This window comes from Syntrophomonas curvata (genome assembly GCF_052976825.1).
The window spans coordinates 1,205,816-1,219,224 of record NZ_CM129641.1; the positions used below are offsets into that span (position 1 = coordinate 1,205,816).

Below are 13,409 nucleotides of genomic sequence, written 5' to 3' on the forward strand. Positions count from 1 at the left end.
GAACCCTTACTGTGTCTTGCCCAAATCTGCTGGCATAATAGCCTGTATACCTAAATATAATCTAATAATGATTAATTAAAGGGGGTGTACACCTTTATGCGCTGTCAAAGAAAAATCGGCTTGATGGTGATGCTTGTCTTCCTGATTACATTATCTGCCCCGGCTAAGCTCTATGCTGATACGGTTGACGCTAAAGCCGAGGCTTACGTACTGATGGATGCTGATTCCGGTAAGATTTTGCTGGCCCGAAACGAGCATAAAAGGCTTGCCCCGGCAAGTATGACCAAGCTGATGACCCTGATCCTGGCCTTAAAAGACCTGGAGGACGGCAAAGTCGGACTTAAAGACAAGGTTATAACCAGTGAAGAGGCCTGGAAAATGGGTGGTTCACAAATCTATCTGGAACCGGGGGAAGAGCTTACGTATGAGGATATGCTGATATCCATTGCGGTTGGCTCCGCCAACGATGCCTGCGTAGCGGTGGCTGAACACCTGGAAGGCACCCACAAGAACTTTGTTGAGCGCATGAACCGGGAAGCCAAGATGTTGGGCTTAAAGGATACCCATTTTGTTAATTCCTACGGTCTTTCCGCTCCGGAACACTACACCAGCGCTTATGATATGGCAGTCATCGCCCGCCATGCCCTGGCCGACCCGCGAATATTGGAATACACCTCGATTAAGGAATATAATCTGCGCCAGGGTGAGTTTAAATTATATAATACCAACAAGCTGTTGTGGTGGTACCAAGGGGCAGACGGCTTTAAAACCGGCTGGACTAATGAAGCTAAATACTGCCTGACCGCAACTGCTAAAAGAGACGGTTTGCGCTTAATCGGAGTGGTTATGGCTGCTCCGGAAAGTCATGGTAACTTTAGAGATGCGATGAAGCTGTTCAATTATGGCTTTGCCCGTTATACCTATAAAAGTATATCGCCCTGTTGCAGTGTCTGCGGGGTGGTGAAAATAGGTAAAGGGGTAAAAGAGAAGGTGGAGGTTGTTGCTGAAGAAGATGTCGGTTCTATTGTTAAAAAGGGCGATGAGAAAAAGATTGCCAGTGAGTTGAGCCTGCCCGCTTATGTTGACGCTCCAGTCAAAAAAGGCCAAAAACTCGGGGAATACCTGGTCTACAACAATGGGCAGTTATACAAAAAGGTCAATCTGGTGGCCAATCAGGATGTACCCCGTTCGGGAATAATAAAGGAAATAATGAAGATGCTTGCTGAAACTTATCTATTATAAATGGAATTTTGTGGAAGGAAAAAATCCCCTTCTTGCCGAAGACATAACATGTTATCAGCAGCAAGAAGGGGATGAGGAAATGGATATAGAGTATAAAATGGTTAGGAATACGCTTGTTGTCAGGGCCAAGGGTGAGCTGGACATGCTTATTGCGGATGAGATGAGGCAGGAGATAGACCGGCGGTTGGAGGAGAATGGCATAAGAAATCTTATCCTTAACCTGGAGAAAGTTACTTTCATAGATAGCTCCGGCCTGGGGGTTATTATCGGCAGGTACAAAAAAATCACTTCCGCTAATGGACGGATGTTCATCGTGGGGGCTAAAAACCCGGTAGAAAAAATCTTGCATTTTTCGGGAATTAACCGGCTGGTTCCCATGTACAGCAGTGAACAGGATATAATTAATCTGTAGAGGGAGGTGGACACCAGCCTGTTGGGGCTGGGAATAAATGAACGTGATAAACTATGTGCGATTTGAATTTCCGAGTTTGCCGGAAAATGTTTCTTTTGCCCGTTCCTGTGTGGGGGCCTTCGCCTCCCAGTTGAACTGCACCCTGGATGATATCGAAGAGATCAAGCTGGTGGTATCGGAGGCCGTATCCAACTGCATTATTCATGCTTACCAGAAACAGGGTGACGGCAGGATTGAGATTATTGCCAGCCTTCTGGATGACCGCTCTCTGGAGTTGACGATTAAGGACTACGGCAAGGGGATCGACAATCTGGAAGAGGCGCTGCAGCCCAGCTATTCCAGTGACCCTGCCCGGATGGGTATGGGTTTTACCTTTATGAAATCCTTTATGGATGAAATGCTGGTAAGCAGCAAGCCTGATGAGGGGACAAGCGTGATTTTGAAGCGTCACTTTATAACCAGAGACCGGGAAGCTTATGCTTAAAAGGGGGATGGTTATGTCCTCACCGAATTCCTACCAGGATAATGAAGAGCTGCTGCGCTTGGCCCAACAGGGTGATGATGATGCCCGGGGCCGGGTATATGAGGCGAATCTGGGGTTGATCTATATGGTGCTGGAAAGATTCAAGAACTCCTCCTATGAATATGAGGATCTTTTTCAGGTGGGGTCAATCGGTCTGCTGAAGGCCATCGACAAGTTTGACTTTTCTTTCAATGTTCGCTTTTCCACCTATGCCGTTCCCATGATTATCGGTGAAATAAAGAAATTTTTGCGTGATGATGGAATTGTTAAAGTGCAGCGCAATATAAAGGAAACCTACACCAAGATTCGTTGGGCCCAGGACAAGCTGCGCGGCGACCTCGGCCGGGAACCGGGTGTAAACGAGATTGCCGGTCTGCTGGAAATGGATAAGGAAGATATTGTAGTGGCAATGGAGGCCTGCCAGGCTCCGGCCTATATGCATGATGTGGTGCCGGGAGAGGAGAAAGAGCAGCTATCGCTCATCGACCGCCTGGCTAATGAAGAAGGCAGCGTCCTTTTGCTGGAGAAGCTCGCTTTGCGGGAAGCTCTGGGGCACCTGGAGGCGCGGGAACAGGAAGTGATTCTGAGGCGCTTTTTTAAAGACGAAACCCAGTCTTCTATAGCAGATGATTTGGGCGTTTCCCAGGTGCAGGTATCCCGAATTGAAAAACGGGCCATCAATAAACTCAAAGACCTGCTGGAGTAATCCCCTAATTAAAAAGCTACAGGCCGAAAGGCCTGTTTTTTTGTTCCTTCATTGTATGACTGCCATAACCGCAATCCCTCTTTCCATAAAGTCTGAAAATTTCGTATGTATAAAGGTTAATCAAACTTCTTTTTGCCAGTCAGTCCCAGAGCAGTCACAGTCACTCGGATTTTCTCATATTATGGATATTGAGATTGAGTTTGAATTGCTGCTTATCTCAGTATAGAACGGGGGTACAACAGCATGGAAGTAAAGGTAACGCGCACCAAGCCGGTTCAGTTAGTTTTCGGTAACAACAGGCAACCCCAGCAGAGATCCGGCAGAGCACCGGTAAGGCACAATTTAAAGACGGGCGACAGGTTTATAGAGGGCGTATCTGTTATAACCTGCACCAATCGCCCCGAATACCGGGAGAGGATTATACAAAACTATATTCATCAGTATTACGGTCCGGTGGAACTCATTATCATACTTAATAATAATGGTGCTGACCTTGACGAATGGCAAACATGGGCCCGCTCTTATCCTAATGTAAGGGTGTTTCAACTGGACCAATCGGTAACCCTGGGTGAATGCTTGAATTATGCAGTTGAGCAAGCCAGGTATGGTTATGTTGCCAAGTTCGATGATGATGATTATTACGCCGCTGGTTATCTGCAACAGGCAGTCGATACATTTAAGGCTACTAATGCCGATATTGTTGGCAAGTGCAGCATATTTGTCTTTTTCGAAGGCAGCAGCACCCTGGCTATAGCCCATCCCAACCAGGAGGATCGCTTTACCAGCATGCTGGCGGGAGCAACCATGGTTATTAATAAGCGGGTATTTAATTTGATAAAGTTTAAGGCACTGGATCATGGAGAAGATACCGAATTTCAAAACAACTGCAGCCAGCATGGCATAAAGATGTATTCAACCAACCGGTTCAATTACACCTGCATCCGGCGTGCCAGTGCGGATACCCATACCTGGAGGGTAGAGGAAGATGAGTACCTTCGCTTTTGCCATGTGGTTGACCGTATGGATGATTTCAAGGATGCAGTTACTGCGTATTAAGGGATGAAGGAATAGATGCGATGAAAGAGATCGGAAAGCTTAGCCAATCCGGGGTAAAGAAGGCTCTGCTCACTGGCGTAACCGGTCAGGATGGGTCTTACCTGGCGGAATTGCTTATTAATCAGGGTTATCAGGTGCATGGCATTATCCGTCGTACATCAACCTTTAACACCGACCGCATCGACCATCTTTATCAGGACCCGCACCAGCCTGATCCCCCCCTGTATCTGCACTATGGTGATTTAACCGATGCTACCGGGCTGAGGAGGATATTACAAAAGGTTGAACCGGATGAGGTATATAACCTGGGGGCCCAGTCCCATGTAAAAGTCTCTTTTGAACAACCGGAATATACGGCTGATACGGTGGCCATGGGAACCCTGCGTCTGCTGGAGGCCCTGCGCGACTATATGGAGGCGTCGGGCCGGGAAGTGCGCCTTTACCAGGCGGCTTCATCGGAGATGTTCGGGTCTGCGGCTCCTCCGCAGAACGAATTGACCCCTTTTTACCCGCGCAGTCCTTATGCCGTTTCCAAAGCAGCCGCTTATTGGTATGCCAAGAACTACCGTGAAGCTTATGGCATGTATATTGCCAGCGGCATACTCTTTAACCACGAGTCACCCCGGCGGGGCGAGACTTTCGTTACCCGCAAGATCAGCCGGGCGGCTGCCCGTATTAAGATGGGGCTGCAGGATAGGCTCTATCTGGGTAACCTTGATGCCAAGCGGGACTGGGGCTATGCCGGCGATTATGTCAGGGCCATGTGGCTGATGCTGCAGCAGGATTGTCCGGATGATTTTGTCATAGCCACCGGAGAATCCTATTCGGTAAGGGAATTTCTGGAAGAATGTTTCTCCTATCTGGATTTGCGCTGGCAGGATCATGTCAGTATTGATAAACGCTACTTCCGGCCCAGCGAGGTTGATTATCTGCTGGGGGATGCCACCCGGGCATGGGAGAAACTGGGTTGGAGTCCCCAGGTCAGGTTTAAGGAACTGGTGAAAATGATGGCTGACCATGACCTGGTTCTGGCCCGGCAGGAAAAAATATTGCGCGATGCGGGACATATTACCGTAGTCAGAGGCAGTGCCCATGGATAGCAAGGCTAAGATTTATGTAGCCGGGCATCAGGGTTTGGCAGGCTCAGCCATCCTGCGCCAACTTGAGGCTCAGGGCTATTCCAATATTTTGCTCCGCCCCCGGGAAGTGCTGGATCTTTGTGACCAGGCGGAAGTTTATCGTTTTTTTGCCCGGGAAAAACCGGAATACGTTTTCCTGGCTGCCGCCCGGGTGGGGGGAATAGAGGCAAATCGCAGCTTCCCTGCCGAGTTTATCCGGGAGAACCTGATGATACAGACCAATGTCATTGATGCCGCCTATCGTTATGGAGTCAGAAAACTGTTATTCCTGGGCTCCTCCTGCATATACCCTGCACTCGCTCCCCAGCCCTTGAGGGAGGAGTATCTTTTGAGCGGCGGACTGGAGGAAACCAATGAGGCCTATGCCATAGCCAAAATTGCCGGAATAAAGATGTGTCAGGCCTACAGCCTGCAATATGGGTGCAGTTTTATTGCGGTTATGCCCACTAATCTCTATGGGCCGGGAGATAATTTTGACTTGAATTCTTCCCATGTTCTTCCTGCCCTGATTAGGAAATTTCATGAGGCTAATGCCGGGCGGGCTAAGGAGGTAGTGGTCTGGGGCAGCGGACAGCCACGCCGGGAATTTTTGCATGTAGATGATCTGGCATCGGCCTGTGTTTTCCTGATGAACAACTACCGGGAACCGGAGATTATAAATATCGGCTGGGGAAAAGACATCAGTATTGCTGATCTGGCACAACTGGTAAAGGCTATTGTAGGCTATGCCGGCAAGGTCGTCTATGATGAGGGTAAGCCTGACGGGACGCCCCGCAAGCTGCTGGACATCAGCAGATTGACCCGACTGGGGTGGCAGCCTCGAATATCTTTAAGGCAGGGAATCCGGGACACTTATCACTGGTATTTAAAATCGGGGCGCTACGGTGGCTGGGAGGCATGAACACTCCGGCGCCGGGACTTCCCCTATTCATACATTCCAATCGGGTTTGAGCAGTGGGTTCAATATAAAATAAGCTAAGGAGGTTCGTTTTGATCAGGGTCAAATTAAGTACTGATTTCCCATATGAGCCGTTAATCAGGCAGACTCCAGGGCGGCGTGGAATCTGGGGCAACTGTCAGTTTTTTATCGATAGCGGTATAAGTGATTGCGATTACTGGGTGGTATATAACGGGGTGCTGCAGCATGAGACTGCCTTTTGCCCACCCCAAAATACTATCCTCATCACCGGAGAACCGCCCAGTATAACTGATTATCCCCCGGCCTACGCGAACCAATTCGCCCGGGTAGTGACCTGTCATGCTCACATGCCCCACCCCCGGCTAATACTTAGTCAAACCGGGCTGTGCTGGCATGTGGGCAGGGTGCTGATAGATGTTGATAGCCGCCGCAGTATTATTAATCGGGATTACGATGATTTCAAGGATTCGTATGCTTTGCCCAAGAGTAAGCTGATGTCGGTTATCACTTCCAGTAAAGATTTTACTGAGGGGCACCAGAAAAGGCTGAATTTTGTAAGAAGGCTTAAGGCTTATTTTGGTGAGGATATTGATGTTTTCGGGCGTGGTATACGCGAGGTGGAGGATAAGTGGGATGCCGTCAGCCCTTATAAATATCATATCGCGCTGGAAAATTCGGTCTATCCCTATTACTGGACGGAAAAATTGGCAGATGCTTATCTGGCCGGGGCTTACCCTATTTATCACGGCTGCCCTAATGTGGATGATTATTTTCCGGCTGGTTCCAATACCCGGATTGATATCGATGATGCGGAAGGCTCAATCAGGGTAATCGAAGATTGTATTCGGGAACGGCGCTATGAAGCTTCACTGGACGGGATTATACAGGCCAGGAATCTGGTACTGGACAGGTACAATCTTTTTGCCCTTATTGCCGGCCTGGTTGAAGAACCGGCAACTCGCAGAAAAAGGGTGGTAGTGGCAGCCGGTGAGCCAGTCAGCCGGGTGCTAAGCTCTAATTCGGCCGCCAAACAGAGGATAAGTTTTTATCCGGCAGGGTAGGCTGATGGAAAAATGCAGCCGCACAGGCTATAAAAGCTGCCGTCTGAGTGGGGGGCTGGGTTCCAAGGGAGGAAAAGGGGGACGAGTTGTCTTTACCGGAAAGCGGCAGAAATATGGCCAAGCGGAACCGCGGCTACAGCAGACTGATTATGAAAAAGGACGCCCGGTTTCTGAGCCGGATTAAGGCCGGCTGGCAATGGACTGGTAGTCATCGGTGCGGGCGATGATCATACAATCCTCGAGAATTCGCTCTTCGCTGTCCTGCCAGGTATGAGAGTCAATATTCAGGCGCCGTATGCCAACAAAATTATAACGATCGGTGGCATAGATACGAACATTATTTCTGATGCAGTCCCGGCAAAACTCAACATCTTCGCCCGCATCCAGGTTGCGAAAGCGGATCTGTTTTAAGATGTTTTTCCGGATTAACATGGTAGCCCCGGTGACTTTGTCAACAAAGGCGTCTTCACGACCCGGGGCAAAAAGGGCTAAAGTCCTGCTGCCTTCAAAATACAGAAACCAACTGGCTTTGCCGACCAACCCCGCGCCGCTGTTTTCCAGTGCGGCTACTGAGTTGGACAGGTAAGTGGGGGAGTAATAATCGTCATCATCAAATTTGGCTACATAGTCATAGGAAGCCTGATTGGCGGCATAGTTGAGGCATGAACCCTGGCCTATTTTTTCATCTACCCGAAGCACCCTTACCTGTGGATATTCTGCTGTCTGTCTTCTCCAGAGCCCCAGATCAATCGAATTGTTATTGATTATGATAATCAATTCTTTGGGCGTAAAATCCTGCCGTAAAAAGTTGCCTAAAATGTTTTGCAGATAAGCCGGACGCTTGGTGCAGGTTATAATCGATACCCCCCGGAAACTTTGGCTTTGGCGCTGGGGAGCATTAACTCTGTAAGATCTGTTGGCAATCTTTATAATCGGATTATTACTCATTTAGAGACCCTCCTGACAAATGTGCCTGCCGCACATATTTTAATCTGCCGTCTGATTTACAGGTGGCGAGGCAAGCGGGATAGCAGGCGAATAAAGTCATCGTAACCGGAATGTAGTTTCTCGCGTTCTAATACGTAAGCCGGAATCTTCTGGTGCGATATCCAGTGCAGAAATTCGATTTCTCCCATATTTATAATTTCCTCGCTCATGATAGCCTGGTCATAGTCAATCAGATAGGTGGTCCTGCCGTCAAAGATTATGTTTCCGGGATGCAAATCTCCTTGATATACCCCCAATTGCTTTTGTTCAAACAAGGCCAGCAGAATATCGGCCAGTATAGCTTCACCCTGGGGGTGTATCCTCTCCTCAATGAAATAAGGCCTGCCGTCATCCAATTTTCCATAAGCTAAAAGATGGGGGCAACTGTTACAGCCCTGGTTATTAAGGTATTTTATTACTTCTACTTCTTCGTCCAAAGTGCGCAGCTTATTTTCATGGCGGCGGTTTTCAATCTTGATAATCTGTTGGGGTGAGATGCCGATATAATGGGTATTGCTTTCTGACGGCAAGAGTTCAAAGGTTGTATCGTCTACCATAATTGTCTCCGGGCTATCGTTTTCACAGTGGGGCATGCTAATCACCCCTTTATAAACCCTGACATCAATATCTTATTCCACTATCAGGAAATCGGTGCAAACTTAAGGCTTTGCTCGCTACTAGGTAATGGACGGGGACGAATCGGCTCCCGCAGCTAGCCCGGAGTCTACACAAAACTATCCGGTCCCTTTGCTGTAAAGCGTTGTGGGCTGCAGGCTGAATAAAAAAGGGGGGCAAAGCTCAAAATACAAGCAAAATTGCAAGGAGGTATTGATAATGCAGGTTAAAATCGCAGAATTCGTAGGCGAGTCCCGTAAGAGCTGGCAGGAAGCTATAGAAAACGCAGTAACGGAAGCTTCCGGCAGTTTAAACAACATAACCGGTGTGGAGGTTTACAATTGGACTGCAGATTGCCAGAACAACAAGATCGTTGAGTACAAAGCCAATATTAAGATAGCCTATGTAGAGTAATTCTCCGGCAGCGAAACGACATCTTTTGAAGGTCTTGTGATAATCCGATAGCTAGTTCCGGTATGGTTCCACAGGACTTTTAAGAGGTGTTGTTTCTTTTTAATAGGCATAAAACAGAACATGAAATGTCAATAATATGTTAACGGGGGGTGAACGAAACGGAAACACCAAACGCAGAGGAGTTAAGACAGGCGGAAATAAATGAATATGACAGTTTGGTCAAACAGATTAAACCGAAACCACCCCTGCTTAAAAACTGTGTCTGGGCCTTTATTGTAGGGGGATTGATCTGTGTCCTGGCACAAATTATACTTAATTCTCTGCAGGCAGGAGGAATGGGCCAGACCGATGCCAGTTCGGCCACCTCGGTGGTTATGATATTTCTGGGAGCCCTATTTACTGGGATTGGCGTCTACGATGAATTGGGAAAAAAAGCAGGGGCAGGTTCCATTGTGCCTATAACCGGTTTTTCCAATGCCATTGTAGCCTCAGCTATAGAGTTTAAAAGGGAAGGCTATATTTTTGGGGTAGGCGCCCGTATTTTCAGCGTTGCCGGACCTACACTGGTCTTTGGGTTCGCTGTTTCTACTTTAATCGGTTTGATCAAGCTGCTGCTGATGTGACAATCGATGCGGACGAAGGCTGACAACCTATGACTGATGCAGAGTTTTTTATAAAATTGACGCTTAACTACCCGGCCCCTTAACTTTGACACTTGCCCCAAGAGGTATGGCCCTGCGGCCATGGGCGGGCGCGGGGTAAGCCGATCCGGGGTTAAAGTGTCCAGCGAAAGGGTTGCCATGCTTTTAAAAGGGGGATATGAATGCCAGGATCTAAAAAAAGAGGTATGCAGACAGTAGTTTTTGACAACCCCCCGATTCTCTCCTCCTGGGCTTCCATAGTTGGTCCCAAGGAAGGTGAGGGGCCCTGGGGGAATGATTTTGACCTTATAATGCCTGACTATCTGTTGGGTGAGGATACCTGGGAAAAAGCCGAAAACAAAATGCTCAAGCAGACGGTTGAGCTGGCTCTTAACAAGAGCGGCCTTAATACCCGGGATGCCGAAGTGTTGCTGGCAGGTGACCTGTTAAATCAGCTGGTTTCCTCCAATTTTGCCGCTGCCCAGCTCAGTATCCCTTTTTTGGGCTTATACGGGGCTTGCTCGACCGTGGTTGAGGCTATACTGATCGGCTCCATGCTGGTGGATGGGGGATTTTACGAGCGAGTGGTTGCCGCTGCCTGCAGCCATCATTATACCGCGGAAAGGCAGTTTCGCTTTCCGACCGAGCAAGGGGTGCAAAAGCCCCCCAGTTCGCAATGGACGGCTACTGCTGCCGGGGCTGTAATTCTGGAGGCTTCGGGGTCGGGCCCCCGGATTACCAGCGCTACCATTGGCAGGGTAATCGATATGGGACAAACCGATGTTAATGACATGGGCAGTGCTATGGCTCCGGCCGCAGCGGATACCGTCAAGATGCATCTGCAGGATTTGAAGCGGCTGCCGGACTACTATGACCTGGTTATTACGGGTGATCTGGGAAAGCTGGGGATGGCTATACTGGGACAGCTTTTGGTCCGGGAAGGGGTAGTGCCGCAGCCCAATTATAGTGATTGCGGGGTTTTAATCTATGATGAAAAACAGGATATCGGCTCGGGGGGAAGTGGGTGTGGTTGTGCTGCCTCCATGCTGTGCGGGCCTCTCATGAAAAAGATGTTCAAAGCTGAGATCAAAAAGCTGCTGCTGGTAGCTACCGGTGCGTTAATGAGTCCTATTACCAGCTTCCAGGGCAGTACGATCCCAGCCATAGCACACGCGGTAGCCATTGAGTATTAACTTGGAGGTAATTCTATTATGTCACTTCTGATGGCATTTTTGGTTGGTGGCAGTCTCTGTCTTATCGGACAGATAGTAATGGACCTTACCAAGCCCAGTATCACACCGGGACATATTCTGGTGGGTTATATCAGTATCGGAGCCTTACTTAGCGGCCTGGGACTTTACAAACCTCTGGCCGATATCGGTGGAGCCGGCGCTACCATCCCTTTGTCGGGGTTTGGGCACCTTCTGGCCCAAGGAACCTTGAAGGCTGTTGAACAAAAGGGCTTGCTGGGAGCTTTTAGCGGTGGGGTTGAAGCTGCTGCGGCCGGAATAGCTGCCGCTATTATATTTGGCTACATTGCTGCGGTAATCTTTAACCCTAAAGGGTAATTGCCGGATTGGAAGGAGGAACTGGAATGCAAAGGGTAGGCATACCGCACGGCCTGTTTTATTACTACTACTATCCCTTATGGAAGACTTTTTTTTCCGACCTGGGGGCGGAGGTGATATCGTCTTCGGAAAGCAACCGCCTAACCCTGGATGAAGGCATAAAGTTTGCCGTAGATGAAACCTGTCTGCCGATAAAGGTTTATTTTGGCCATGTCCGGGAATTATGCCGGCAGAACCTGGATTATATATTCATACCGCGGTTGGTAAGCGTTGAACCCAAAAGCTATATATGCCCTAAATTTATGGGTATTCCGGATATGGTAAAGGCTGCCTTTGATGAATTGCCGCCGCTGATTGACCTCACCATTGACGTAAGCCGAAGTGACCGTGGGCTTAAGCAGGATATTGTACGGGTGGGAAGTTTGTTCACCAAGGATAAAAAAAAGATCAGACGGGCGCATATTCATGCCTGCCAGGAAAATCATTTCTGTACCAGACTGGCTCGGGAGGGATATACCAGGGCCGAAGCTATCCGCCTGTGGGAGGGGAAACAGGTGAACAGCTTTTTAACCGGTGATTTAAATATTGGTGTGCTGGGGCATGGCTATTCCCTCTATGATCAGTTTATAAGCATGAATCTGATTGGCAGGTTAAGAAAAATGGGGTGTAATACCTTTTTTCCGGAATCGTTGGAGCGGGAAGCTGTGGAAAACGAAGCTGCCACCATACCCAAGCGGGTCTTCTGGACTCTGGGACGAAAAATAGTGGGCAGCGCCCTCTATATGGATAAATGTACGGCAATAGACGGAATTATATATCTGGCTTGCTTTGGCTGTGGGCCGGACTCTCTGATTGGTGAAATCATTGAAAGAAAGGTCCGCAATAAACCGTTTATGATGTTGACCATAGATGAACATAGTGGTGAAGGCGGGTTGGTAACCAGACTGGAGGCCTTCTGTGATATGTTGCGTAGAAGGAGGATGCGTGGTGAAGGTAACCTTTCCGCATATGGGTAATGCCCATATTCCTATAAAGGCATTGTTAAAGGGGTTGAGATTGGAGGTAATACCCCCTCCGCCGGTGAGCAAGAAAACCATGGAACTGGGAGTGAAATACTCGCCTGAGTTTGCTTGCCTGCCTTTAAAGATTAATATGGGGAACTTCATCGAAGCCATCGAAGCCGGTGCGGATACCATTGTCATGGCTGGAGGCTGGGGGCCTTGCCGTTTCGGCTATTATGCCCAGGTGGAAAGGGATATTCTGCAGAGCCTGGATTATGATTTTAGAATGATTATCCTGGAAGCACCGGATTCACGTCTTTCCGATTTACTTAAACAGTTAAAAGCCCTGGGGGAAAACGTAACCTTCTGGGAAGCCCTTAAAGCCATTAAATTTGCCTGGTATAAGCTTAATGCGGTAGAAAAATTGGAAAAACAGCTCGAATATCACCTGCCCCGGGCAGCCAATAAAGAGCGGGCAGAAAAAATCTTTGATGAAGGCCTGGAGCAAATCGACCGGGCCGGTGACCGGGAAGCGGTTTACCGCCTTGCTAATCAGTACTTGAAAAAGCTGCAGGATCAGCCCGGGCATGGGAAGCCGATTTTACGTATAGGTCTGGTAGGGGAGATATATACCATACTGGAACCGGCCGCCAACTACTATCTGGCCCGCTACATGGGAAGGTTAAATGCCGAGGTTACATGTTCCATCTATATGAGTGAATGGGTCAATGACCATCTGCTGGGGGGATGGATTAAGCGTTCCCGGCATGGTGAAATAATAAACTGTGCCAGTCCCTATCTCAATTACTGGGTAGGTGGCCATGGACAGGAAACAGTCGGTTATACCGTGGATTTTGCCCGAAAAAAATATGACGGCGTAGTGCAGATCGGACCCCTTACCTGTATGCCGGAAATAGTAGCGCAGTCGGTGCTGGGAAAGGTCAGCGAAATTGAAGGTATTCCTTGTATGAGCATGTATTTTGATGAACATTCCGGCCAGGCGGGAATTTATACCCGCCTGGAGGCCTTCCTGGATATGCTGCAGAGAAAGTCGTGTCAGCCGTTCAGGAGCGTTGACCGCCCGGCAAACGCAAGTATTTAGCAGCGATCCCCGGAGGGCTTTCC

At 48.8% G+C, this 13,409-nt stretch carries 17 protein-coding genes; 15 read left to right on the forward strand and 2 right to left on the reverse strand.

Going from position 1 to position 13,409, the window contains the following annotated elements:
- The first annotated feature begins 96 nt into the window (after positions 1–96).
- The 9 genes from ACU70B_RS05290 (at position 97) to ACU70B_RS05330 (ending at position 7,242) form a co-directional block, all read left to right on the forward strand.
- Positions 97–1,242, forward strand: coding sequence for a D-alanyl-D-alanine carboxypeptidase family protein (locus ACU70B_RS05290; protein ID WP_447185302.1), 1,146 nt, complete (start codon positions 97–99; stop codon positions 1,240–1,242).
- 79 nt (positions 1,243–1,321) lie between these two features.
- A complete protein-coding gene (gene spoIIAA / locus ACU70B_RS05295; RefSeq protein ID WP_447185303.1) occupies positions 1,322–1,654 on the forward strand; it encodes an anti-sigma F factor antagonist in 333 nt (110 codons plus the stop codon).
- Positions 1,655–1,691: 37 nt separating this feature from the next.
- Complete coding sequence (gene spoIIAB, locus ACU70B_RS05300; RefSeq protein WP_447185304.1) at positions 1,692–2,138, forward strand: anti-sigma F factor; 447 nt, start codon at positions 1,692–1,694, stop codon at positions 2,136–2,138.
- A 13-nt stretch (positions 2,139–2,151) separates the two neighbouring features.
- The gene (locus ACU70B_RS05305) at positions 2,152–2,883 is read left to right on the forward strand and encodes a SigB/SigF/SigG family RNA polymerase sigma factor (protein ID WP_447185305.1); all 732 of its coding nucleotides are present in this window, start codon (positions 2,152–2,154) and stop codon (positions 2,881–2,883) included.
- A 243-nt stretch (positions 2,884–3,126) separates the two neighbouring features.
- Positions 3,127–3,939: a glycosyltransferase family 2 protein gene (locus tag ACU70B_RS05310; RefSeq protein WP_447185306.1), complete on the forward strand. Its 813-nt coding sequence runs from the start codon at positions 3,127–3,129 to the stop codon at positions 3,937–3,939.
- Between the two features lie 20 nt (positions 3,940–3,959).
- Complete coding sequence (gene gmd, locus ACU70B_RS05315) at positions 3,960–5,039, forward strand: GDP-mannose 4,6-dehydratase (protein ID WP_447185307.1); 1,080 nt, start codon at positions 3,960–3,962, stop codon at positions 5,037–5,039.
- Positions 5,032–5,979: a GDP-L-fucose synthase family protein gene (locus ACU70B_RS05320; RefSeq protein ID WP_447185308.1), complete on the forward strand. Its 948-nt coding sequence runs from the start codon at positions 5,032–5,034 to the stop codon at positions 5,977–5,979. Before gmd ends, ACU70B_RS05320 begins: the two co-directional genes overlap by 8 nt.
- A gap of 89 nt (positions 5,980–6,068) precedes the next feature.
- Positions 6,069–7,058 carry a glycosyltransferase family 10 domain-containing protein gene (locus ACU70B_RS05325; protein WP_447185309.1) on the forward strand — a complete coding sequence of 330 codons (990 nt, stop codon included), beginning with the start codon at positions 6,069–6,071 and terminating at the stop codon, positions 7,056–7,058.
- A 4-nt stretch (positions 7,059–7,062) separates the two neighbouring features.
- Positions 7,063–7,242 carry a hypothetical protein gene (locus tag ACU70B_RS05330; RefSeq protein ID WP_447185310.1) on the forward strand — a complete coding sequence of 60 codons (180 nt, stop codon included), beginning with the start codon at positions 7,063–7,065 and terminating at the stop codon, positions 7,240–7,242.
- On the opposite strand, the gene ACU70B_RS05335 is transcribed toward ACU70B_RS05330, so the two are convergent.
- Positions 7,239–8,006, reverse strand: coding sequence for a glycosyltransferase family 2 protein (locus ACU70B_RS05335; protein WP_447185311.1), 768 nt, complete (start codon positions 8,004–8,006; stop codon positions 7,239–7,241). The two genes, ACU70B_RS05330 and ACU70B_RS05335, sit on opposite strands and share 4 nt — an antisense overlap.
- 56 nt (positions 8,007–8,062) lie before the next feature.
- Positions 8,063–8,638, reverse strand: a complete 576-nt coding sequence (locus ACU70B_RS05340) for a BUD32 family EKC/KEOPS complex subunit (protein WP_447185312.1) — start codon at positions 8,636–8,638, stop codon at positions 8,063–8,065.
- A 241-nt stretch (positions 8,639–8,879) separates the two neighbouring features.
- Here ACU70B_RS05340 and ACU70B_RS05345 point away from each other — a divergent pair, with 241 nt between their 5' ends.
- From ACU70B_RS05345 to ACU70B_RS05370, 6 genes are all read left to right on the forward strand, one after another.
- Positions 8,880–9,074, forward strand: a complete 195-nt coding sequence (locus ACU70B_RS05345; RefSeq protein WP_447185313.1) for a dodecin family protein — start codon at positions 8,880–8,882, stop codon at positions 9,072–9,074.
- A gap of 149 nt (positions 9,075–9,223) precedes the next feature.
- Positions 9,224–9,697 (forward strand): stage V sporulation protein AC, encoded by a 474-nt coding sequence (spoVAC, locus tag ACU70B_RS05350; RefSeq protein WP_447185314.1) that lies wholly within the window; start codon positions 9,224–9,226, stop codon positions 9,695–9,697.
- 200 nt (positions 9,698–9,897) lie between these two features.
- Positions 9,898–10,908 carry a stage V sporulation protein AD gene (gene spoVAD / locus ACU70B_RS05355; protein WP_447185315.1) on the forward strand — a complete coding sequence of 337 codons (1,011 nt, stop codon included), beginning with the start codon at positions 9,898–9,900 and terminating at the stop codon, positions 10,906–10,908.
- An 18-nt stretch (positions 10,909–10,926) separates the two neighbouring features.
- Positions 10,927–11,283 (forward strand): stage V sporulation protein AE, encoded by a 357-nt coding sequence (spoVAE, locus tag ACU70B_RS05360; RefSeq protein ID WP_447185316.1) that lies wholly within the window; start codon positions 10,927–10,929, stop codon positions 11,281–11,283.
- A 26-nt stretch (positions 11,284–11,309) separates the two neighbouring features.
- Positions 11,310–12,299 carry an acyl-CoA dehydratase activase-related protein gene (locus ACU70B_RS05365; protein ID WP_447185317.1) on the forward strand — a complete coding sequence of 330 codons (990 nt, stop codon included), beginning with the start codon at positions 11,310–11,312 and terminating at the stop codon, positions 12,297–12,299.
- Positions 12,271–13,386, forward strand: coding sequence for a 2-hydroxyacyl-CoA dehydratase (locus ACU70B_RS05370; protein ID WP_447185318.1), 1,116 nt, complete (start codon positions 12,271–12,273; stop codon positions 13,384–13,386). The genes ACU70B_RS05365 and ACU70B_RS05370 overlap by 29 nt, the downstream gene beginning before the upstream one ends.
- The last annotated feature ends 23 nt before the right edge of the window (positions 13,387–13,409 follow it).